The organism is Pseudovibrio sp. W64 (genome assembly GCF_001623145.1).
Lineage (GTDB): Bacteria > Pseudomonadota > Alphaproteobacteria > Rhizobiales > Stappiaceae > Pseudovibrio.
The window spans coordinates 289,357-313,383 of record NZ_LMCI01000018.1 but is presented as its reverse complement, the minus strand read 5'-3'; the positions used below and the strand labels follow the sequence as shown (position 1 = coordinate 313,383).

16 protein-coding genes and 1 tRNA gene are annotated in these 24,027 nt (G+C 50.6%); 10 read left to right on the top strand and 7 right to left on the bottom strand.

Annotated elements, in window-relative coordinates; translation table 11 throughout:
- Positions 1 to 103 precede the first annotated feature (103 nt).
- Positions 104 to 1,117: a KpsF/GutQ family sugar-phosphate isomerase gene (locus tag PsW64_RS10195; RefSeq protein ID WP_057461829.1), complete on the bottom strand. Its 1,014-nt coding sequence runs from the start codon at positions 1,115 to 1,117 to the stop codon at positions 104 to 106.
- Between the two features lie 242 nt (positions 1,118 to 1,359).
- On the opposite strand from PsW64_RS10195, the gene PsW64_RS10190 reads away from it, so the two are divergent.
- From PsW64_RS10190 to PsW64_RS10175, 4 genes are all read left to right on the top strand, one after another.
- Positions 1,360 to 2,871: an outer membrane beta-barrel protein gene (locus PsW64_RS10190; protein ID WP_208980705.1), complete on the top strand. Its 1,512-nt coding sequence runs from the start codon at positions 1,360 to 1,362 to the stop codon at positions 2,869 to 2,871.
- Between the two features lie 202 nt (positions 2,872 to 3,073).
- Positions 3,074 to 4,291, top strand: a complete 1,218-nt coding sequence (locus tag PsW64_RS10185; RefSeq protein ID WP_063303508.1) for a lytic murein transglycosylase — start codon at positions 3,074 to 3,076, stop codon at positions 4,289 to 4,291.
- A gap of 62 nt (positions 4,292 to 4,353) precedes the next feature.
- A complete protein-coding gene (locus tag PsW64_RS10180; protein WP_208980704.1) occupies positions 4,354 to 5,514 on the top strand; it encodes an SGNH/GDSL hydrolase family protein in 1,161 nt (386 codons plus the stop codon).
- Positions 5,515 to 5,700: 186 nt separating this feature from the next.
- Positions 5,701 to 7,041, top strand: coding sequence for a methyl-accepting chemotaxis protein (locus PsW64_RS10175; protein WP_208980703.1), 1,341 nt, complete (start codon positions 5,701 to 5,703; stop codon positions 7,039 to 7,041).
- A gap of 1,074 nt (positions 7,042 to 8,115) precedes the next feature.
- Here PsW64_RS10175 and sfsA read toward each other — a convergent pair.
- From sfsA to PsW64_RS10150, 3 genes are all read right to left on the bottom strand, one after another.
- Positions 8,116 to 8,820, bottom strand: coding sequence for a DNA/RNA nuclease SfsA (gene sfsA / locus PsW64_RS10160; RefSeq protein ID WP_063303505.1), 705 nt, complete (start codon positions 8,818 to 8,820; stop codon positions 8,116 to 8,118).
- Positions 8,821 to 8,905: 85 nt separating this feature from the next.
- Positions 8,906 to 10,357, bottom strand: a complete 1,452-nt coding sequence (locus tag PsW64_RS10155; RefSeq protein ID WP_244276710.1) for a TrkH family potassium uptake protein — start codon at positions 10,355 to 10,357, stop codon at positions 8,906 to 8,908.
- 234 nt (positions 10,358 to 10,591) lie between these two features.
- Positions 10,592 to 12,007, bottom strand: coding sequence for a TrkH family potassium uptake protein (locus tag PsW64_RS10150; RefSeq protein WP_082831075.1), 1,416 nt, complete (start codon positions 12,005 to 12,007; stop codon positions 10,592 to 10,594).
- A 1,027-nt stretch (positions 12,008 to 13,034) separates the two neighbouring features.
- On the opposite strand from PsW64_RS10150, the gene PsW64_RS10145 reads away from it, so the two are divergent.
- Positions 13,035 to 14,552 carry a DUF3360 family protein gene (locus PsW64_RS10145; RefSeq protein ID WP_208980702.1) on the top strand — a complete coding sequence of 506 codons (1,518 nt, stop codon included), beginning with the start codon at positions 13,035 to 13,037 and terminating at the stop codon, positions 14,550 to 14,552.
- A 492-nt stretch (positions 14,553 to 15,044) separates the two neighbouring features.
- On the top strand, positions 15,045 to 16,823 hold the full coding sequence (locus PsW64_RS10140; protein WP_063303503.1) for an OFA family MFS transporter: 1,779 nt from the start codon (positions 15,045 to 15,047) through the stop codon (positions 16,821 to 16,823).
- A 76-nt stretch (positions 16,824 to 16,899) separates the two neighbouring features.
- Here the strand turns inward: PsW64_RS10140 and PsW64_RS10135 are convergent, their stop codons facing one another.
- Positions 16,900 to 17,802 carry a LysR family transcriptional regulator gene (locus PsW64_RS10135; RefSeq protein WP_063292730.1) on the bottom strand — a complete coding sequence of 301 codons (903 nt, stop codon included), beginning with the start codon at positions 17,800 to 17,802 and terminating at the stop codon, positions 16,900 to 16,902.
- Between the two features lie 350 nt (positions 17,803 to 18,152).
- Here PsW64_RS10135 and PsW64_RS10130 point away from each other — a divergent pair, with 350 nt between their 5' ends.
- The gene (locus tag PsW64_RS10130; RefSeq protein WP_082831066.1) at positions 18,153 to 18,896 is read left to right on the top strand and encodes a L,D-transpeptidase family protein; all 744 of its coding nucleotides are present in this window, start codon (positions 18,153 to 18,155) and stop codon (positions 18,894 to 18,896) included.
- Positions 18,897 to 18,961: 65 nt separating this feature from the next.
- On the opposite strand, the gene PsW64_RS28430 is transcribed toward PsW64_RS10130, so the two are convergent.
- Both PsW64_RS28430 and PsW64_RS10125 read right to left on the bottom strand, forming a co-directional pair.
- On the bottom strand, positions 18,962 to 19,069 hold the full coding sequence (locus tag PsW64_RS28430) for a YHYH domain-containing protein (protein WP_446737466.1): 108 nt from the start codon (positions 19,067 to 19,069) through the stop codon (positions 18,962 to 18,964).
- A 286-nt stretch (positions 19,070 to 19,355) separates the two neighbouring features.
- Positions 19,356 to 19,440 (bottom strand) — tRNA-Leu (locus PsW64_RS10125).
- A 378-nt stretch (positions 19,441 to 19,818) separates the two neighbouring features.
- Here PsW64_RS10125 and map point away from each other — a divergent pair.
- From map to PsW64_RS10110, 3 genes are all read left to right on the top strand, one after another.
- Complete coding sequence (map, locus tag PsW64_RS10120) at positions 19,819 to 20,664, top strand: type I methionyl aminopeptidase (protein WP_063292731.1); 846 nt, start codon at positions 19,819 to 19,821, stop codon at positions 20,662 to 20,664.
- A gap of 22 nt (positions 20,665 to 20,686) precedes the next feature.
- On the top strand, positions 20,687 to 21,514 hold the full coding sequence (radC, locus tag PsW64_RS10115; protein WP_063292732.1) for a RadC family protein: 828 nt from the start codon (positions 20,687 to 20,689) through the stop codon (positions 21,512 to 21,514).
- A gap of 193 nt (positions 21,515 to 21,707) precedes the next feature.
- The gene (locus PsW64_RS10110; RefSeq protein WP_208980701.1) at positions 21,708 to 23,996 is read left to right on the top strand and encodes a bifunctional diguanylate cyclase/phosphodiesterase; all 2,289 of its coding nucleotides are present in this window, start codon (positions 21,708 to 21,710) and stop codon (positions 23,994 to 23,996) included.
- Positions 23,997 to 24,027 lie beyond the last annotated feature (31 nt).

Here is a 24,027-nt window from a genome sequence, read left to right as displayed (position 1 = left end):
GGTTGTGCTGTTGGAAGATGTGAACCAAATGGATGGCTATGAGAATCAAAATGCCCGAGGATGAACACATCTCGGGCATCAAAGAGCTTGTTCCAGGTGCGGGTCAGGCCGCGCCGATTTTCAGAAGATCAAGTGTGCGTATGATTCCAACTGGCTTGTCATTACTGACAATAAATAGTGAGCTGATCTTGAGTGAATTCATTACTTCCAGTGCTGATGGTGCCAGAAGTGTTTCTTCAATTGTTTTTGGATTGTGCGTCATGACATCCTCAACTTTCATATCGAGAAAGTTCGGGCTGATATGGCGGCGTAAGTCACCATCCGTGATGACGCCAATGAGTACTCCATCATTATTGGTAATGCCAAGAACGCCAAATCCCTTTTGGGTCATCAAAACGAGAGCTTCTTTCATAAGCATACCGTTTTGAGCGACTGGTAGATGATCACCTGTGTGCATGACATCTTTCACATGCATCAGACTTGCGCCTAGTTTGCCGCCAGGGTGGTAGACCTTAAAGTCTTGAGCTGTAAAACCTTTTGCTTCCAAGAGAGCAATTGCGAGAGCATCTCCCAGGGCGAGCTGAATTAAGGTGCTGGATGTGGGAGCCAATCCATGAGGGCAGGCCTCTGGAACTTTAGGCAATGTCAGACAGATATCTGAGGCTTGACCAAGTGCACTAGCTGCATTGCGGGTGATAGCGATCAACGGCACCTTAAAACGGCGGGTGAAGCCGAGGAGGCTTGCAAGTTCTTGGGTTTCGCCAGACCAGGACAGCGCAATTACCACATCATCTTCGGTGATCATACCAAGGTCACCGTGGCTTGCTTCGCTTGCGTGTACGAAGAAAGCGGGTGTCCCGGTGGATGCTAATGTCGCAGCCAGCTTGGTACCAATGATCCCGCTCTTGCCAATACCAGAGACGATTACGCGGCCTTTTGAGTGAGCGATTGTCTCTACCGCTTTTGTGAAAGGCTCTGCCAAGCCGTTGGAAAGGCTTGCCTGTAACGCGTTGAGCGCAGCAATCTCGGTTTCAATCGTCTTTGCAGCGGAGTGTATCCACTCATCAGCCGGGCGCAGAGGACGGTCTTCATGCGTTAGAAATGATGGCATATGCATTTGGCACTACTTCTTAGCTTTGCTCTCAGGAGCACAATGACGCTTTTGCAGCAAGATTCCTGCACTAAATAAGAGTGCATTGTGAACACTCTGGGGCAAGACTTGGTTTCCCCTCTACCAAATCTGAAAGGATAAAACAATCAGAGGTAGAGAGTCTCTTTGCAAGGAAACGTTAACCATGTTCGGCGAGTGTGGGGCTTGTTGAATTTCCTTCATTTGAAGGTGGATTGCTGGAATATTTTATGTGGTTGCGCCCAGACGTTTTGAAGAGCATTCAAAGCAGGTCAATTTTGGCCTGTGTTTTGATGCTGGGCGCATTTCCGTGGTGCTATGCTGTTGCGCAAACCAGTGATCTGGAGTTCAGGGATAGCCTCACTTTTGAGAATGACCCGAGTGCGGATTTTGAAAATCCTTCTGAAACGGATGCAGCGCCCTTTGAGCAATTGATTGAAGAAGGACCACCAGGTACCGCAACTCAGCCTCCTGTTCCGACTGTTAGCCAGCAACTCACTGGTACTGGTCGCAGGAGTAGGGAGGCCAAGTTTTCGGAGAGAGTTGCAGCTGCTTCTCGTCTTTCACGACCCGCCGGTGGAGGTGGGAATTCTGATGAGGGTGTTTTTGATGGAGAGACTATTCAGGACCGACCTGTTGGCATTCAGCTTGGATCGTTACGCCTGACGCCGTCGTTTGATGCTGGCCTTGGCTGGACCGACAATGCTGAGCAGGCAAATGGCGGTACGCCGGATGGGTTTTATGAAGTTGATGCGGCAGTTGGTGTGGTTTCAAATTGGGAGCGGCACGGACTCGGGTTGGAGCTTCGGGGTAGCCTTCGCGCTTTCTTTAGTGAACCTGATAATAACCAGCCTGTTGTCACCGGCCGTGGGAATGTGCGTCTTGATTTGAGTGACCTGACAACTGCCGGTATTGATGGTGTTTATTCATTTTCGCGAGAGGAGCGGTCCTCTGCTGAAAATGAGGCGTCGACTGGGCGTACCAATTCTGTGCAGGAAATTGGAGGTAGATTCTCACTCAGCAGGCAAGTTTCGTTGGTTCAGCTGCGTGGCGGCATTGGTGTAGACCGTACGATTTACGGTGGGCAAATGAGCAGTTCGCAGCCTCGCGATAATACTGTGTTTGATGCCACTCTGCGTACGTCATTTGATAATGGAGCTGCATTTGAACCTTACTTAGAAGGTGGGTTTCTTGTCCGAAAATACGATCAAGATTGTAGCGGTGATCCATCCTGCTTTGATAGAACATCGCGCGGTTACTTTGTAAAATCTGGTCTTCGTGTTGATCGTGGACCTAAGCTTCGGGGTGAGTTTGGGGTTGGTTATCGGGCTGAGTATCTGGATGACAATCGCCTTGATGCTTTGCAGGGGCTGATTTTCGATGGAGCTTTTGTTTGGTCTCCTACACGCCGGGATACTGTGACCGTTAGTGGAGCAACCAGCTTTAGCGGAACTAATATCAGTGGAGCTTCTGGTTCAATTCTTTATGCGGGTGATGTTCGGTATGCACATCAGTTTACTCAGGACCTGGTTGGTGATGTCCAGTTTGGCTACACTTACAGGACGTATCAAGGGGTAGATATTGTTGAGCAGGAGGGAACTGGATCCTTTGGTTTGGTGTGGGCTTTCTCCAAGGATGCAGCACTGCTTTCTCGTTATACGTTCCGTGCGTTTGAGAGCTCTTCGCTAAATAGCAACTACACAAGCAGCCTCATTGAAGCTGGCCTTCGGATAAGACGCTGAATTCTTGAAGTGTTTTGGAGCGCGTTAATTTTTTGAGATGCATCTAGTAAAAATTGACAAGCTTAAAAAGGGGTTTTGATTAAAAACGGCCTTTTTTTTACCATGGTTGACAGTCATGGCAGTATTGCCTCCGAGGGCTAAGCAAAAAGACTGCGCAAAGTGCGCCTAACAACCTCCCATTCGGGTGACTGGAGAAAGCAGTATGCGATTTTCTTCTTTGCCAGCTGTCCTGTGCGCTGGGTTTCTATTTTTCAGTAACTCCTACGGCTTTGCTCAGGGGAGTGATTTTCAAAAATGGATTGCAAGCTATAAGCGGACTGCTGGAGCTCAAGGCGTTAACGCTCAACTCTATGATCGTGTCTTCAAGGGGATGACCCCTGATCCACGAATTAAGAAGAGTGCAGAGAACCAACCTGAGTTTACGCGTGCTATCTGGCAGTATCTGGATAGCGCCGTTTCAGAGGATCGGGTGCTCCACGGGCGCCGCATGGTGGATGAATGGTCTGGTTGGCTTGATAAGATCGAGGCCAAATATGGCGTAAACCGTCATGTCGTGCTGGCGATTTGGGGGATGGAAAGTTCATATGGGCGTATTCTCGATAATACATCGATTGTTCGTTCAACGCCTCGTGCTCTAGCGACACTGGCTTACAATGGTGGCCGTCGCGGAAAATATGCACGCAAGCAGCTTATTGCTGCTCTTAAAATCCTTCAAAATGGTGATGTTTCGCCTACACAAATGCGGGGGTCCTGGGCGGGTGCCATGGGGCATACGCAGTTCATCCCGACGACTTATCAGGCCTATGCCGTTGATATTACGGGTGACGGAAAAAGAGATATCTGGAATAGCATTCCTGATGCGTTGGCTTCAACAGCAGCCTATCTCAACAAGATGGGTTGGCAGTCCGGGCAGACCTGGGGCTATGAGGTTACTCTACCGAAGAACTTCAATTACCGCTTAAGCAACCAACGCAAACAGCAGTCTGTTGTGAGTTGGGGCAAGCTGGGTGTGAAGCGGGCGAATGGCTCGAAGTTCCCACGTGGTGCTGACATGGCACGGCTTTATACACCTGCTGGAGCGAAGGGCCCTGCGTTCTTGCTGCTCAAAAACTTCTACGTGATCAAACGCTATAACAACTCAAGTGCTTATGCGCTTGGGGTTGGGCACCTTTCTGATCGATTGTTGGGGCTTTCTGGTTTTGCTGTGGAATGGCCGCGTGGTGATCGCCCTCTGACATTTAGCGAGAAAAAAGCGCTTCAGAAGGGGCTTTCCGAGAAGGGTTATAAACCTGGAGCTGTAGATGGAAAGATTGGTCAGAGGACCCGTCAGGCTATTCAGGCTTATCAAAAAGCGTCGGGACTGGTTCCAGATGGTCACGATTCAATAAAGCTTCTTAATAGGTTGCAAGGTAGAACATAATCGGGTTTCCTAATGGCAGGAAACCAATGCTGGTGGTTGGTTCCTGCTGGAGACTCGCGATTATGCAACGATCCTTTTTGTCCTTTGTGTTTGTGGCACTGATAAGCCTTTGCTTTGTCAGTGTTTCTGTTGTGCCCGTTGAGGTTGCAGCTCAAGTGAGAACCAACAGCACAGGCGCCCCCAAAAAAGGCAATAAGTCATTCTTTGGCTGGTTGTTTGGTGGGGGAAATAAAAGAATCGAGCAGGCGAATCCTACAAGGAAGAAGCGACGCAGAAGTACAACGCGAAAAAACCGTAGTGCTGGTGTTGCTGCAGTAAACACTCCCAAGATCGTTGAGAAAGAAAAGAGTAAGGACGCTAAGGTCCTTCTGGTCATTGGTGATGATCTGGCGATGGGCTTGGCTGATGGTTTGAAGGCCGTGTATGCTGAAACGCCTTCGATTAAAGTCAAGAAGCTTGTTTATCCTCAAACTGGACTTGTTGCAGATAAAAATCCGGACTGGCCGGAAGACGTGACAGCTGTGCTGAAGAGCGAAGATGTGGGTCTTGTGGTTGTTTCTTTGGGCGCACGCGATAACCGGAACATCAAGGTTGTAGGGCAAGGTGTTATTGATGGGCAGCCTGCCAGCTACGCTGAGGAGTTGCAGTTTCAAGGGGAAGAGTGGAAGAAAGAATACCGCTTTAGGACAGCCTCGTTGGTTGCAGCCGTCAGGAATGAGCAATTGCCTCTGATTTGGGTGGGCCTTGCGCCTGCAGAAGAGTATCTTACGAGTGCTAACTTCAGCTATCTCAATGATTTGTTCAAAGAGCAAGTTGAACCAGCTGGAGGTATCTTTGTCGACATTTGGGCTGCCTTTCAAAGTGAAGAGGGGGAATATACGCCTCATGGCCCGGACATTACTGGTAAGCGCCGCCGATTGAGGGCGAAGGATGGGGTCTACTTTACCTGGGCTGGATACCGGAAAGTCGCCTACTTTGTTGAGCGAGAAATAGCACGCATATTTGGTAGTGCGACGGCCTTCATTTTTGAAGGTGTGAAAGATGATCCGAACTTTATTGTTTTGACCGGTCGTCTAACGTCTCCTGAAACTAAGCTTATCGGACCTGATGATAAAGGCGGGAAAGCTGCTGCGGGAAGTGATCTGTTTAAGCTGACTGTATCTGGAGAAGTGCTGCCAGAAGTTTCTGGTCGAGCTGACGATACACGTTGGACCGGATTTTAATATCCGAAGTATTTTTTATTGATTGAGCTTTGAATATTAGCGCAGATTCAAGAATTTCTGCAGAAAATTAAATTTTATCGCTGTTTTTTCGAAAATGTATGCAATTCACAGCCTCATGGTAGTGTTCTGTTTACATACATGGGTAACATTACTCACATTAAATTTATGGGTGAAGTGGGGCTATTGATGGTTACCCAACCGCATGTTTTTAAGCTGTCGATGGTAGGCAAGTTTGTCTTGGTCGTATTTCTGGCCATGTCAATCATGTCGCTCGGCACGCTGTTTTCCTTTGTCACAATATACGATGCGTTGACGTCTGCTCTGGGAGATGAGGCGTTAAGGTCGCAGCTTATGTCAGATCATGGGCAAAGCGCGCTGGAGTCGCTGCTTGTCGACAATCTCATGTACATTGTGATGGTCTGTGCGCCTGTGGGAGCTCTGTTCTTTGTTGTGGCTGTCGTCATTGCACGGGGCATGCGAAACAACATGGCTGCGTTGCAACGTGGTCTGGATGCGCTGGCTGAAGGGGCATTGGACACTGAGATCAAATGCATAGAACGTGGAGATGAAATCGGGGCGATTGCTCGTTCTATTGCTCAGTTCCGTGTTGTGCTGAAAGATAGGGCTGAAGCAGATGCAAAAGCAAAAATACAGCAGGAGCTGGAACTTGCAGATGCACGCAAACAGGCGTTAGCCAGTGTTGCCCAGGAGTTTGAGGCTTCAGTTGGTCATGTCGTGCATGATTTGCTGGAGATCAGTCAGGCAGTGGAGACACGCTCCAGAGAGCTGGATGCGAGCGTGCAGGGTGCTCACAGTGCCATGACATCTTCCAGTGATGTCGCGCAAACCACACAAACCTCAGTGAAAGCATTGGCTGAAGCGGCAGAAGGTGTGTCGCGTTCTTCGGGGATGATTGGTGATAACACCACACAAGCTGCCCGTTTTGCGCAGGATGCTGCCGTGCATGCGCACAAGACCAATGAGATTGTTGGGCGTTTGGTGGAAAGCGGGAAGGCTATTGGTGAGGTGATCGAGCTGATTGATCAGATTGCTGACCAGACTAACCTGTTGGCATTGAATGCAACAATTGAGGCAGCACGCGCAGGGGAAGCGGGGCGTGGCTTTGCTGTGGTTGCAAGTGAGGTGAAAAACCTTGCTGGCCAAACCTCAAAAGCTACCGAAGAGATTTCAACACAGGTTGAGTCGGTGCAAAAGGTCGCTGAGCAAGCTGTGACAGCGATCCGCTCAATCGGAGAGACAATTGAGCAGATTAATTCCTTATCAACTGGCATTAATGAAGCTGTTGGTGATCAGAAGCAGGCAACTGAGGATATCTCTCGGGATCTGAATAGCGCGCACCAGAATGTGTCGCAGGTCGCGACAGACATGCTGGATTTGGATAGTGGGTTTCAGGGCACAAAAGACGCTTCGAATGACCTGCATCAGGCCGCTGGAAAGCTGGGTCATCTCTCCGAGAACTTACGATCTGAAGTGGCAAGCTTCCTGGAGAATGTGAAAGCTGCTTGATGTTCTTTGCATGCCTGCGGGCAAACGATGGTGAGTGGTATTTGAAAAAAAACTTATCCCCCTTAAGCGAATATGCCCTCATACTAATCCCATGCCCACGTGACGGGCAGCTGGCGGACCGTCCGTCAGCGTGTCGTGGGCTGGGTGGGGCTTTTGAGAGAGGTAACGCATCTTTCAAAGGTCCGGTGGAACCGATTTTCAGACGTGACTGCATGGTCTGAGAGGAAGGGCCCAAGCTTGAGGGGCATCACGCAGTGGCATTTGTTGGTCAGAGCAATAAATGTCAGGGACAGAGGACCTGTTTAGGCCGGGAAACTTGCCAAAGCAAAGCCGTTGTCTTTCCAGGAAACTGGCTATCGTGTCTTTCAGGATAAGAGGCGATGTTGTCCATATCAAAATGCCCGGGCAAGGCGCGTAGCCAATGCCAAAGACTCATTTCTAACAAGTAGCGCAGGCGTTGCCTGCCGCCTTGCTCATCCCGACTTCCGGGAACTTCAGTTCAACGCTGCATGGGGTGCCATGCGGTGCTTTCAGTGCTTGCACGCACTAATCTCGAGCGATTGCTTAGATCCAAGGAAAGCTTTTGATTGCTTTGAAGCTTGCTGCCCATGAAGGCCATCGATTACCGACAAATATTGAAACCTTCTGAGTGACCCAGAACACAAACATAAAAGCTGGAGAAAAAACAAGAACACCGAAAACACTGAACACGAACATGCCGACAAGAGACCTGACATGACTTGCAAAGTGCAAAGATAGGCCCTCCTGCCTAATTGCAGGATCATTTACTATGGTGAGCGCCCAAAACAACAACACAGCTAAAACAAAAGATCCGATCGAGCCTCTAAAGGCTCGCCACCAACCAACCGTCCCGCTACTGCCCCAAAATGAAAGGAATGGTATCGAGGCTAGAATAAATATAAAACCATACGCCCAAAGTCAGCTATCTTGGAGACCACTCATCCAAACGCAAAAGATAATGACCCATACTAAAATTGATACCAAAGCTGCGAAGCTTCTTGGATAAAATGACATATCCTCACCAGAAGTAATCGAACTCTATGAGCTACTCCCTCAACACCGCACCTCAATAGCCCGATCAGCGATGATCTCATCAGTATCCAGCCGGCATCCAATCGCGTAGACTTCAACACCTGCCTTTACAGCCGCATCAAAAGCCTCACCATATTTCGGGTCAATATCACGCGCCAAAACAAGCGCATCGCAATCATCACGCTGAATCAAAAACACCATTGCTGAGCGATGGCCTTCCCGGACCATATCAGCAAGCTCATCCAGATGCTTCGCACCACGCGCGGTCACAGCATCCGGGAACTCAGCAATCCCATCCTCTCGGGCCAGCGTAACGTTCTTCACCTCAACATAGGTGCGCTTGTCGCCCTCACCTTCCAGCAGAATATCGATACGGGAGTTCTTGCCGTACTTCACTTCACGGCGCAGCTTTTCATAACCGACAAGCTCAGGAATACGCCCTGCTTCAATCGCCTCTTCGACCAGGCCATTCGGACGGCTGGTATTGATACCCACCATCGCACCGTCAATCTCGAGCATTTCCCAGGAGTATTTCAACTTGCGTTTCGGATCATTATTGGGCGTCAACCAGACCTTAATGCCCGGATCTTTCAAGCCCATCATGGAGCCCGAGTTGGCACAGTGCGCTGTGATTTCAGCACCGCCATCATCGAGGGTAACATCAGCCAGAAACCGTTTGTAACGCTTAATCAGCCGGCCAGTGACCAGCGGTACATCAAATCGCATCGCGACCTTCCAAATTATTCAGCGTATTCCCGAAAAGTGGCTCCGGTTTTCGGACAAGAATACGCGCCAAAATGAAGACTGAAGATTATTTGGACCAGAAATCAGGATCCAGAAGAATAAGAACCGTGAACAGTTCCAGACGCCCCAGCAACATCGCGGCGCACAAGATCCATTTCACTGGATCAGGCAGCGCCGCAAAGTTGCCAGATGGCCCGATCATGGTACCAAGGCCCGGGCCAACGTTACCAACGGATGTCGCGGCGGCAGACACAGCGGTCACCAGATCCAGATGGAACAGGGACAGGATCAACGTCAGAATACCAACTGTACCGATGTAAACCACAAGGAACGCAAGAACGGAGAACGTCAGTTCTGGTGTCAGGTGCGTGTTACCATAGCTCACAGAGATCACGCGGTTAGGCCGCACCATCCGCCGCATATGCGCAATCACGGTTCCGAAGAACACAAGAAAACGGAAGACCTTGATGCCGCCCGTTGTCGAGCCTGTACAGCCACCAACAAACTTGAGCAGGAACGCAAGACCGATCACCGGAGCTCCCCAAGCGGTGTAATCCCCCATGGCATAGCCAGTACCCGTCACCACAGAAATCACGTTAAACGCGGATTGCAGGATCGCACTACCAAAACTATCTGCATTGCCAGAAGTGCCGAGATAAATCGTCAGAGCAAGAGAAATCAAACCCACAAGCCACAGAAACGCACGTACCTGCGGATCCCGCCACAGCAACATCGGCTGACCGCGTAGCCCCTGAATGATCAACACGAACGGCAGCGCGCCCACAATCATGAAAACAACTGCAATCCAGCCAGTCACCGGATTGGTGAAGTACCCAAAGGAATTGTCATGCGTAGAGTAACCACCCGTCGCAATTGTTGTGAGACCATGGTTGAACGCATCAAACATCGTCATGCCGGAGAACCAGTAAAGCACAATGCAAAGACTGGTCAGAAGCAGATACGTCAAACTGATCAGGCGGATCAATTCAATGGAACGGCTGACAATCTTTTCGCTTTGATCGGAGCTTTCTGTCTGAAACAGCTGCATTCCACCAATGCGCAGAAACGGTAAAAGCACGATCGCCATAACAACGATGCCAACACCGCCCATCCACTGCATCAACGAACGCCACACAAGCAGCCCCGGCGGAAGTGAATCAAGACCCGTCAGCACAGTAGAGCCGGTGGTGGTGAATCCCGACACGGCCTCAAACGCAGCATCAACATACGCAATACCCAGCCACAAAAACGGCAGAGCCCCAAACGCAGGCAACGAGACCCAGCATAGAGTTGTCAGGATAAAGGTCTGGCGTGTGTCCAGCCCGTCACGCAGCGCACCACCCATGGCCACGATTAGCAACATGCCAACCAGACCGGTAATTAACGATGAAATAATAAAGGCTTGCCAGTCAGCATTACGCGACACAACATCCACAAATGCAGGGACAAGCATGGCAGCAGCGAGGCCAACATAAAGGTACCCAAGCACACTTAAAACCGGTCGTATGGAAACCAAAATCAATCCGCCGATATAAAATCCAATTTAACCCGCCCGCTAGTCACATATTGTCCCTTAACGGACGAGATTGGAACGGTATGCTCTCAAACATTTATGAAGCATTGGTTTTAGGCCACTTAGTGATATCTGGCAATTGAATTAATCGGGCAACTACCTATTCACACAACAAGAATGAAACCGGACAGCCCAAACATGCTCAATGCACGGAATCCCTAGTCTTTCAGGGACGTAGCGTCAACGCCAGAATTGAGGATTAAACAGCACCAGCACCGTAAAGAGTTCCAATCTCCCCAGCAACATTGCCGCAGAAAGTACAATTTTCGCACTGTTGGGGATGTCGGCAAAGTTTCCAACGGGGCCAACCACATCACCAAGTCCCGGACCGACATTAGAAACCGCCGTCGTCGCTGCACTCATAGCCGTCACCAGGTCCAGACCAAGTCCACCAAGAATGACGGTAATCAGTCCCACAGTGGCCATATAGACCACTAAAAACGCAAGAACCGAGAACGCTAGTTCAGGCGTGATTTTTGTATCGCCATACCGGACAGGAACCACCTGGTCAGGCCGGATCATCTTATTCATGTACGCACGAACAGTGCCAAAGAACACGATAAACCGGAAAATCTTGATGCCACCACTGGTCGAGCCTGTACAGCCACCAATAAACGTCAACATCAGGAAGAAGCCCATCATCGGCGGGCCCCACGCCGTATAATCACCAAGTCCATAGCCCGTTGTGGTGATGATTGAAATCACCACAAACAGCGCTTCAACCACAGCACGGCCAAACGTGAACTTATTTTCAATGCCAAGATACAGAGCAGTCAAACTGGAGAGGACAATGATAACAAAGATAAAGACTCGTGCCTGAGGATCCTGCAGAAGTGCTTTCGGATTCTTGGTCAAGGATTTGATTAACACAACAAACGGCAGCCCTGAGGCAAGCATAAAGACCACAGCCACCCATTCTGCAGCAGTACTCTCAAAATATGCAAAGGACGCATCGTGAGTAGAAAAACCACCAGAGGATAATGTCGTCATTGCATGGTTCACTGCATCAAACAACGTCATGCCAGAAAACACATAAAGGATCGTACAGGTCAGCGTCAGCATGATGTAGACGCCACCAATCAAGCGCGTCAAATCAGTCGCACGGGCAACAATCTTCTCTCCGCGGTCAGAACTTTCTGTCCGAAACAGCTGCATCCCGCCAATACGCAGCAAAGGCATGAGCAAGATCGCCATAACGATGATGCCAACACCGCCGATCCACTGGGTCAGGGAACGCCAGAACAACAATCCCGGAGGCATACCATCCAGACCAATCAGAACCGTGGAACCTGTGGTCGTAAACCCCGAGACGCTCTCAAAAAAAGCGTTCTCAAAGCCGATCCCAAGGCTGAGAAAGGGCAGAGCGCCGCAGACTGGCATCACAACCCACGATGCTGTGGTCAGCAAAAACGCTTGTCGAATGGTGAGGTGTTCGAGTTTGTAGTTGGCCGTAGAAACAGCAAGCAGCAGGCCAAGCAAACCAACAAACAGAGAAGAGAGTGCAAACGCAATCCAGTCTGGATTGCTGAAGTAAATATCCAGCAATGCAGGTGCCAGCATCAAAATGGCCAGCCCAACCAGAAAGTATCCAAGCACCCGTAATACGGGACCCACCAGTGCCATAATATCTCTCATTTTCAGATGGGCTTCGCCTCTGGCGAGCGCACCAACACGCTTTAATCTCAAATCCTACAGAAACTCGGTTAAACTTCTCAGCAAACAGACACAACAAATCGGTTCGATGATTTTTGAGGTTACTGGGAAGTGAAAATTTGAAGGCTCATAACGAGACCGCAGATAAGTCCGGCAGGATGGATCGCCTATCTACGCCAAAAGTAGGGGGCAGCCAAGTTTTTTCTTATCCGGAATGCTCTCACCCTGGCAAAGTGCATAGCCATCAAGGTACAATTTTACCGGGCGTGGAGCCAACTTGGTGTCTGCAAAGTCCAATTTAAACTCGGAAAAACACTTGTATTACAAGTTCCCACAGCGCTGCGACAATACTACCTATAAGTCATTCTACCGCGACAGGATGTGATCCTCAGATCACGTTTTTCATTAGCCTTAACACCCGCTCAAAGTGAATTAATTTCATTATACTGTTGTTTTAAATAAGATATTGCAGCCTGAAATTTCACAGTATCTAAAAACAAGGCAATTCAACAAAATCAATTAGATAGCTCATATTGTCGCAGTTTTTCGTCTTATAGATTTCATCAATGACGCGATAGACTCATACGATTTTATTTAAGCTGCGTCCTTCTGCAAGTTCTCGCTGAACACCGTAAGCTTCCCTACGTCATTTCAGCTAGGGGCCTTTCGGAACTGAAGAACAGGGGAAGGGTATTCATGGTCTGAATTTGTGGTTTGCACGGTCTCTTGAAAAGACCCTGGAATCCGGAAGGAAAGATACAGCGAGTTTGAAGCCGCTGACGCAGTTGCACTTTAACACCTCCCATTAAGCTGCAACTCAAAACCCGAAAATCCTGACGGTTCCAACTCCTCCCAGCAAACCAGAAATCAAGGCCATGACGTGAGATGCCTTCATCAGCTTCGCTCACCAAGCAAGCACCGTGAAGCCACACTCTCCTTTCCTCCGTCAGTTTTATGGAGAATGGCTGTTATGCTTCAGCAGACAGACAAACACGAAGAATCCTATAGCGAGGCACACAAGCCTGCGAGCGAGTTCGAACAACGGTCTGATTATCTGGACCACGAACTCCAGATTATGAAACCACGCCGTTGGGGTCTCAACCTGCCGGGCCGCGACTTCCGTTTTGAAATGGAAGATTTTGTTCCTGCAATTGCAGGAACAATCGGCATCTCCGTGATGTACTCTGCGGTTATGACGGCATGGGCAACCGGCCTCACAGCAAAATGGCCACACGTCAATCTTGGTGCTGAGTGGATCATTGAAGTGGTTCGCGTTGAGATGCTCATCCCGGCGCTGCTCTTCTGCATCATCGGCTCTGGTTTCCTCAACCCACGTGCAAACCTTGCAGGCAACCACGGTCCAATGATCCCGCTCATTGGCTCTATCGCTCTTGCAGGCGCACACCCTCTGGCCTTGGCAGCACTCGTCTGTGCCTTCGGCCTACTCCTCAGTTATTTCAAAGGTGGCTCTCGTCTGGTGAACCTAACCAGTCAGGGCGTTGCTGGCGGCTTGCTCGTGTTCCTTGGCTTCATGGGGGCAAAGGGGCAAATCACATCCCTCTTCAGCTGGGCTGGCGGCCTGCAGGCGAAGCATGACCTTGCTTACAGCCTCTCTTACGTCGCTCTAGCAATCTTTGCCGTCAACATCGTGCTCTACGCCTTCCTCGCAAAGGTCGGAAAGCGCTGGCTCGCAATTCCAGCTTGCTCCGTCATCGCGGTTGTTCTGGCGCTCGCACTCGGCGCAGGTGTTGACCTTCAGTTCACCACAGCTCCTGGCCTGCCAAACATGAATCCATGGTACTGGTGGGGATCTACCGAGACCGGCTGGCAGCTTGGCATCCCTAGCTTCAACCACTTCGTTGCTTCTTTGCCTTGGGCAATTCTGGCAGTCGCAATGTGGTCCCCGGACTTCCTCGGCCACCGTATCTTCCAGGAACTCAACTACCCTAAGAACACAGATAAAGTTCTGATGGACGTGGATGACACCATGACCTGCTGCTCCCTGCGCCAGTTCACCGGTACATTCTTCGGCGGTGGTAACATCACCTCCTCCTGGGGCACCTACATGATCCCGGCAGCGATCGCGAAGCGTCCAATCCCTGCAGGCGCAATCCTGCTCGGCGCACTATGCATCGTTATCGCAACCATCGGCTACCCAATGGACGTAGCAGTATGGCAGCCAGTGATGTCCTGTGCTCTTCTGGTTGGTGTGTTCCTTCCACTTCTGGAAGCTGGCCTGCAGATGGTGAAATCCAGCAACGACACCAACTCCGCTGGTATCTGCATCTTCGCAGCCATCGTGACCAACCCTGTTCTGGCATGGGCAATCACCATGTTCCTCGACAACAATGGTCTCATTGGCGACAAGGAACGTGCAGAACGCCTGAGCTTTGCAGACCGCATCATCATTCCAGCAGGTGCAGTGATCATCTGTACTCTGGCAATGGCTGCAGTTGGCATGCTCCCAGGTATTCCAGCTCTCCTGTAAGCTGAACCAAACCAAATCTTAAAAGCGCGTCGCCCAGCGGTGCGCTTTTTTCGTTTCCTTAGGCACTGCGACAATACGCACCTGCGTAAAACCTGACGTCAGTAACCTACAGTACGGATGACAGCCTCGTCCTCATCTGACATATTCATAGGCACCAAGCAGCCCTATTCCTCTGATATTTCAAAATAAATCAGAGCGTGCAAAATTTTTCACCGCACCACTTTCTGTTTTTGGCTTTGCCCTATCCTCCACAAACCCACACTGTAATAGATTGCATCTATAACGTGATAGACTCTGGCGATTTCAACTAACCATGTGTTAGATGCAGACTCAACGTATGGATGCAGGCTTCCTCCCTCTCGCCTGCCTCCTAGGCGCATTCCCGAAATGAGGCTCGATTTTCGGAAAACAGGATGTAGTCGTAACAAAAGATCGAGGCGGTTTGCCGGGCGAGGCAATGCAAACTGCTTTGATTGCTCTAGGGGTTTGCTGATGTTTAAAATACCAAGCTTTATGCTGAAAGACGCGATCGTAGCCAAGCCGGGCTTCAATCGTTGGCTCGTTCCACCGGCTTCCATTGCAATTCACCTGTGCATCGGTTCTGCCTATGCATGGAGTATCTACAATCCGGCACTTGTCAGAGAAATCGGCGGCATAGCACCAGCAGCTGAAGATTGGTCTCTCAGTTCTGTGGTCTGGATCTTCTCAGTCGCAATTCTGTTTCTTGGTCTGTCTGCCGCTGTTGCAGGCAAATGGCTTGAGAAAGTTGGTCCACGCTGCGTTGGCACAACAGCTGCCTTCTGCTGGGGCGGTGGTTACATCATCGGCTCAATTGGCATCATGACCCACCAGCTCTGGCTACTGTATCTGGGGTACGGTGTCATTGGTGGTTGCGGCCTCGGTCTTGGATATGTTTCACCTGTCTCCACCCTGATCCGCTGGTATCCTGACCGCCGCGGTCTGGCAACCGGTATGGCCATCATGGGCTTTGGCGGCGGTGCAATCATCGCAGTTCCGCTGAAAAGCTGGCTTCTGGGCCTCTATGCCAAAGCACCAGATTATCTCGGCCCTCTCGCAGACGTACAAACAACCGTAGAAAACGGTGTACGCTACGTGCAGGTTGCAGGCCAGAAGCTTGAAGCCATTGTCGTCAGTGCATCACAAGCAGAAGCAGCCTTTGACGGTGCCCAAGCAGGCGTATATCTCGCTGGCACAGGCAACACTGGCGCAGCATCTACCTTCCTCACATTGGGTATTGTCTACTTCATCGTGATGATCCTGGCATCTTTCGCCTACCGCATTCCTGCACCAGGCTGGAAACCGGAAGGTTGGGAGCCACCACAGGAAGACCCTGCAAAACAAGGCCTTATCACTCGCAACCATGTGCATATTGATACAGCACTGCGGACACCACAGTTCTATCAGCTCTGGATCGTGCTCTGCTTCAACGTGACAGCTGGGATTGGCGTGATCTCCGTTTCCAAAACCATGATCTACGAGATCTTCGGCAACGGCATGCCAACCATTGTAGACGGAGCCTTCACCGCAACCTACGTCTTGATGATCTCCGTCTTCAACGCTATGGGCCGCCTCGGCTGGTCTACTCTTTCTGACTATATTGGTCGCAAGAACACCTACACCGTCTTCTTCGTGCTGGGCTCTTTCCTATACCTTTCCATTCCGCTCATCGCGGCGGAGGCAGGTACAAGCCCCTCCGTGATGTGGCTGGTGATGTTCTACGCAGCCACCATGACCATCTTCACCATGTATGGCGGTGGCTTCGCTACAATCCCCGCCTATCTGGCAGATATCTTCGGCACCAAATTCGTCGGCGGTATCCATGGTCGCCTGCTCACTGCATGGTCTGCAGCAGGTGTTGCTGGTCCATTCCTCATCACATTCCTGCGCGAACGGTCTGTAAACACCAAAATCCATGAGCTTGCGGAAAAAGTTGATCCAGCCGTATTCCTCCAGACTTTCGGTGAAGGCAAAGAGAAACTGGCTGAGCTCATCGCAGCAAAATCCATCTCTGTCTCAAGACTGATGGAAGTAGCTCCGGAAGGCACGGTTGATCCAACTCCGAGCCTCTACAACACCACAATGTATGTGATGGCTGGTTTGCTCGTCGCAGCACTCGTCTCCAACCTTCTCATGAAGCCAGTCCACCCCAAGTATCACATGGCTGAGGACGCACTGGGCGAAGGAGAGGCCACAACAACAAAACCGGCAGCATCTGGCAAACAAACATCTGCACCAATGCCTGCTGAATAAAAAGCAAACCCAAACAACTAAGCCCGCGATCATCGCGGGCTTTTTTTATGAGCAACTCGAAAGCAATGCTACTTTTCTAATCAACCTGCTCTGGAATCAGCGGCTTCTTATACTGAGCCGCACAATCCGCTAACGACGTAATAATTGCAGGCTCCAGCTCACGCTTTGTCATCACCATACCAATGCTGTGCGAAACAACTGGCTTGATCAGCGGTACGGAAACAATTCCTGCCCCAAGCGACAAGGCAGAAAATTCCGGCAAAATCGCGCAATACCCCGCACGGATGAACCCGCCAAGTGACGGGATTGTCTCTGCCTCAATCTCGGGGTCCAACTCAACACCGAGGAAGCGAAGCGTGCTATCCACCATCAACCGGTTTTGCAACTTCGGCGAAAGCGCCACCATCGCCCCGGCATTCACAGCCGTTTCCCACTCCACCGCGTCTACCCCTTGCAAACGATGTCCTACTGGCATGAACAGGCGGTAGTCTTCCTCATAAAGCGTGAAACTGCTGTGCTTCTTTGCATCGCTGAACTGAGTGTACGTGATGCCTGCATCAATCTGATAATCCTCAAGAGCCTTATGGATTTCATCATGGCTCATCAACTGGATCGTCGCATGTGCATGCGGATGGCTCTTCTTCAAATCCAGAATTAGAGAGGCTGTCGCAACATCAGCTGAGGGAATAACGCCGATATTAACCTTGCCGAACACCTCGGCACTCTTCCCCGCAACCTCGTTCCGCAAACTATTACAGTCCGCAAGCACCTTCTTCGCCCAAACGAGAATGCGCTCCCCTTCCGCAGTCAATCCATGAAACTTCTTGCCACGTTCAATAATGGGTACGCCCAGTTCAATTTCCAACTGGCGAATTCGGCCTGACAACGTTGGCTGCGTCACATTACAAGCCGCAGCGGCACGCGTAAAATGTCGCTCCTGAGCCAGAGTAACGAGGTACTGTAACTGCCGAATATCCAAGGACGATCACCCTTCACACAACGCTTGATAGAAACGCCCTATAGCACAATAGAGCAATCAGATCAGAATGGGCACGGACACTATAGCGTATCGCCGAAAAGTGGAAGCCGGTTTTCGGATAAAGATACGTAAGCAAAAAATGCCAATGCAGTGCACCAGGTTCTGCCCAGACGCGAACTGCATTAGCATTTGTTTTTTCAAAGAAAAGCAAAACAAATGCGCTGCGTTCTTACGCCACAGGAATATCGGAGTGACCTTTTCACAGAGTTTCCAGTGCGAACCATGACTTGGCCACATTGCCTCTCTTATCTGCCACTCTCAGTTTCCAGTGATTTGCAATCGGACCTTCCATGGCAAAAATCATTTCTCGTCCGCTCCTTTGGGCAGTCGGCACGGCCTTTTTCGTAATGCTGGCAGTCTTCGCCACGTACTTACTCCTGCCCTATGATCTGCCCGGTTCCGCAAATCTCACAAAAGTTAAAGATGAGCGCTTGCCAGCCCTGCGCGCAGATCTGACTTTCAAAGGAATGTCCTTGGGAAGCCCTGTTTTCCTACGTGTCTTCAAAGAAGAAAGCCGGTTGGAAGCGTGGATCCGGTCTGGCAAAACCTATCAGCCCTACAAGTCATGGGAGATTTGCAAATACTCTGGTGATCTGGGGCCAAAGCTGAAAGAAGGCGACGGTCAGTCCCCTGAGGGCTTTTACAATGTGTCAGCTAGACAATTGAACCCGAACAGCAGATATCACCTCTCCTTCAATCTCGGTTTCCCGAACGCCTTTGATCAGTCACTGGACCGCACAGGCTCTTACTTGATGGTCCACGGTAACTGCCTCTCCATCGGCTGCTACGCCATGACCAACCAACATATCGAGGAAATCTATCTGCTCGTGGAAGCTGCCCTTCAGAACGGACAAGGCGCAGTCCCAGTCCATATCTTCCCCTTTGAGATGACAGAGGAAAACCTCAGCAAGCACGCCAACTCAAACTGGCTGAACTTCTGGCGCAACCTCAAACAGGGCTACGATCTCTTCGAAGAAAACCGCATACCACCGGATGTGTCGGCAGAAGGAAAACGTTACAGATTTGATGTTTAGCCTACACCCTGAAAGCAGGTAGCTAGAGCAATGCTCCAACTACCCTCATTGATTACTCATCAAGCCTAGTGGCAGTGATAGGTCCCACGTTTGCGATCATTATGGCATCCATCACTATTCGTCCAACCGCTATGCGCCGCAGCGACCCCAACTCCTAAAGATACTGCAAACATTGCTAGGAATACACCAGCAAGAACTTTCCGCATTTTCCGCTCCATTAGTTCTCTTACAACAATGCGGAAATTACATTTTTCTTAAAATCAGCATATTCGGTAAAACAACAACATGCAGAGAACAGGTGAAAATATATAACTCATTGCATTGCCGAATCTTCTTTTGAGGACAACACAAGCAAATTGCTTCGAACCGCACTGAAAAACCATCACGCATTCTTGGCAAAAAACTGTGCAACAGTCTCACTATTGCAAGTTTACAATATAATTTTTTGGGAGAGTAATTTGGTGCGGACGGCGGGACTCGAACCCGCAAGCCCAGGGGCGGCAGATTTTAAGTCTGCTGTGTATACCAATTCCACCACGACCGCTTGCAGGCACCTGAGTACACGAGCAAACCACTTTCGTGCAAGAGCCTCTTTTCCGTTATCCAAGAAGTTCCTATAGCTTATCCCGGATTAAGCCCCTCAAAAAATCGATAGAATCCCAACAGGAACCACGGAATACAACGGGCTTCATAAAATGCGTGCGCAGTTAAGGATCTGACCTTCTTTTTTCGCTACACCTTTCAAAAATACCCGATATAAGTGGGGAAACACCAGATTACTCCCTAGAATGCCCCTAAAAAAATAGGAGAAGCTTCTACGGAGAAGCAGGGCTTGCGAGCAAGCATAACGGCATTTTACAGTTCCTCATGATGTAATCTGCGTTCGTCCCTGCGCGAAACGGAACAAGGAAAAAACGGGAAAATGATTGACTACGTAGACGCTGCCAACGCGCCCCTGAAAAATACCGGACAGATCAAGATCTACAGCCAGGAAGATTTTGAAGGTATGCGCAAAGCAAGCCAGATGACTGCACAGTGCCTCGACGCACTTGTGCCGCTGGTGCAACCAGGCGTCACAACGCAGGAAATTGATGACTTCGTTTTCAAGTTTGGCAAGGAGCGCGGCGGCGTTCCGGCAACACTGAACTATCGTGGCTTCAGCAAATCCTGCTGTACTTCCATCAACCGCGTCATCTGTCACGGCATCCCTGACTCGAAGAAGAAGCTGAAAGAAGGCGACATCGTCAACATCGACGTTACCTACATCGTTGATGGCTGGCACGGCGACAGCTCCCGCATGTATCCGGTTGGCAAACTCAAGCCAGCAGCCAAGCGCCTGATTGAAGTCACCCACGAATCTCTGATGCGTGCTCTGGAAGCTGCCAAGCCGGGCAACACCACAGGTGATATTGGTCATGCGATCCAGGAATACGTAGAATCAGAGCGTTGTTCCGTTGTCCGCGATTTCTGCGGTCACGGCGTAGGCAAGCTGTTCCACGACATGCCAAATATTCTGCATTACGGCCAGAAAGGTTCTGGCATCGAGCTCAAGCCGGGCATGATTTTCACAATTGAGCCAATGGTAAATCTGGGACGACCAGATGTGAAAGTGCTGAAAGACGGCTGGACGGCTGAAACCAAAGACAAAACATTGTCTGCTCAGTTTGAGCATTCCATCGGCATCACCTCAACAGGGTGCGATATCTTCACAACATCACCAGCAGGCCTGTTCAACCCAATGGAACCGGAAGCCGGAGCCGCTGCTTAGCCGCACCAAGTAAGGAGGGGGAATGAAACAAACCAGTTTCGGGTTTCATGAGGTAACTCCCTCTCCTCAGGAGCAGGCACCCACCGTGCCTGCACTCCAGAGCCATATCCCTCTGGACGAACCGGCAACTCTCCCGGTTCCGCCCTCTGCTAAACAGAGTAAATCCCCTAAGCCAGCCGCCAAACACTATCACGGTCATCGTGCACGCTTGCGTGAACGGTTTGAGGAAACAGGCCTGGACGGCCTCCAATCCTACGAGTTGCTGGAGATGCTCCTCTTCTCCTCCATCAAACAGGGCGACACCAAACCACTGGCAAAAGCACTGTTGGCTCAGTTTGGCTCCTTCGCGCAAGTTCTTGCAGCTCCAAAACAACGGCTGGAAGAGGTTCCCGGTTGCGGGCCACGCACAGCAAGTTTTATCAAAGAAATGCAGGCCGCATCTATTCTCTACGCTAAAGCGCAGGTTGTAGAGCGCGACCCCCTCTCCTCCTGGAGCAAAGTTCTGGAATACGTTCGCGCAGCTATGGCGCACAACGACAAAGAAGAATTCCGCATCCTGTTTCTGGACAAAAAGAACCGCCTCATCGCAGATGAAGTCCAGCAGACCGGAACAGTTGACCACACGCCCGTTTATCCGCGCGAAGTTACAAAACGGGCATTGGAATTGTCAGCCTGCGCGGTCATTCTGGTCCACAACCACCCTTCTGGCGACCCAACACCATCCCGCCAAGATATTGAAATGACGACGAAAATTTCAAACACATTGGAACCACTAGGGATAGTGCTGCACGATCACATCATCATAGCCGGCTCAGGTCACGTCAGTTTCAGAGGCCTTCAACTCATCTAAGCTATCCCCAGCAGCAGAACTCCATTCACATAAATTTCCCAAGCGATCGATAAAACACGTCGGTTGTACAGGCTCACTCAAGCAAAATCTCCGAACATAAGCATGGGCAAGTGCGTTTTCGCATACAATCAAGAGTTTTAAAGGCAGCATGAGTAAATTGCCGATGGCGGGACAACCGAGTTCGAAAACTCCCATGACTTCAGCAGTGTTGGGCAGTACTTTCGGCAATACGATTACACGAGGCAAAAAAATCGGAGCCCGCATGATGGCTCTGTTGATCCTGTGTGTTGTAGCTGCAGCTTTGGCTGTTGGGTATCTGGCGTTCTACTGGTCAACCCAGCGTGCGCTCGACTTCGAGGTCGATAAAGAAGTTCGCCTCGTACAGAGCAACCTCAAAGTGTTCCGCAATGGGCTCGCAAATGAAGCAGAGCGCATCGCCATCTCAAACAAGGCATACGCTTCTGTTCTTTCAGAAGAAACCAACATCCTGCTGGATGAGGATCTGACACCGACCCCAAGCACACGTGGTGATCGGGACATCTTCGTCATCCTCAACAAGGATATGAAGCCGCTTTACACCTACCGCCGCGACCTGCCATGGCACAGCGAAGTCTTTGAAGATCAGCTTCGTGGCCAGCTTGATGCCACACTGTCTGAGCTGGAAACACGGGCCAACACGAAGCAAACCCAGTTCCGTGTACCTGAACCACTGCGCAGCCACGCCCCTCTGGCATTGAGCTTGCGCGATGTTGTTCTGGTTGATGGTGCAATCGGCCTCGCCACAGTTGCAGCAATCACTCCGTCAACAGCACCGCCAAAAGGTATGCCAACAGTTGCCGGTTATCTGCTTTGGGTACGGTCACTGGACATCCGGTCCATCAGATCCTTTGAGGAATCAACGGGCTTGTCGGAAATGTTCATCACCACGAACAAGCCAAAAGCCGACTTCCAGCGTGTATCCCTGCCATTGCTCCGCCGCAACGGCGAGATCATCGCCAACCTGAGCTGGAAAACCACCGCAGCCTCTGGCGCGATCTACACCAACTCATCACCGTATTTTCTGGGAACCATCATCGCTATCTTGCTGATGACGATTCTCATTCTGCTCCGTTACATCAAGATGACAGACCGCATCTTGCAAAATGAAGCAGATGCGACACATGCAGCACTCCATGACGCCTTGTGTGGCCTGCCCAACAGAACATGGTTCGAGATTTTTGCAGCTGACGTGCTGCGACGCGACCGACAAAAACAGCGTATTACTGGCATTGTATTTCTGGATCTGGACCATTTCAAACAGATTAACGACAGCTTGGGCCACTCCATCGGCGATGAAGTCATCAAACTCGTCGCCGAACGCCTCAAAGTGTCGATCAACATGGAAGACCGGGTCGCGCGCGTCAGTGGAGATGAGTTCCTCATCGTACTGGCGCACCGCACCAGCATGGATGAGATCATCGAAACCTGCATGTACATCGAGAAGATGCTCTCGGATGCCTTCAAGGTTGAGAAACACAAGATCCTGACTACAGCCAGCATGGGCGTCGCGCTATCTCCTGAGCATGGACACGATCTGACAGCGCTTTTGCGCCGAGCAGATATTGCACTCTATCAGGCAAAGAAACTGGGCCGTGGCCGTTATGTGCTCTTTGAAAAGGAGATGGAGGACACTCTTCAGATCTCCCGCGAAATCGAAGAGGATATCAAACGCGCGCTCAATGCCAACGAATTCCAGAACTACTACCAGCCTATCATGGACAACACCGGCAAGAACATTCTGGCAGCCGAGGCTCTCATTCGCTGGAACCATCCGAAAAAAGGTCTTTTGCCACCAGCTGCATTTCTGCCGGTAGCTGAAGAATCCATGCTCATCAACCGCATTGGTGAGTGGGTGTTGGAGAACGCGATCAAGGATGGTTCAACCCTGAATGACGTCACCATGTGCGTGAACGTCTCTCCAACCCAGTTGCGGCATCCGGAATTCCCTGAGCTGGTCAACACATTGCTGGAAAAGTACCAGCTGGAACCTAACCGCCTGGAACTGGAAGTCACTGAAGACGTTCTCATCAACTACTCAGAAACAGTGGTTGAAGTCATCGAGCGTCTTCGTAATCTCGGCGTAAAAATTGCGCTGGATGATTTTGGAACTGGCTTCTCATCTCTCAGCTACCTGCGCCGCGATCTGTTCGACAAAATCAAGATCGATCGTTCCTTCATCAATGGTGCGGTGACTGATGCCAAAGCCAGAGAGATTCTGGCAAGCTCAATCACTCTGGGGCTCCGTCTTGGCATGGATGTGTGTGTTGAAGGCGTGGAAGAAGAAGAGCAGAAAGAACTGCTGCTCACCATGGATTGCCCAATGATGCAGGGTTATCTGTTCTCCCGCCCAATCCCACTTGGCAAGTTCCGTCTATGGCGTGATGACAGGGATGAAGAAGTGGAACAGAAGCCACGCAAAATCAGAGTGGGCGCAGCAGAATAATCTGCGCCCTTCGCGATCGGCTGTCATCTCA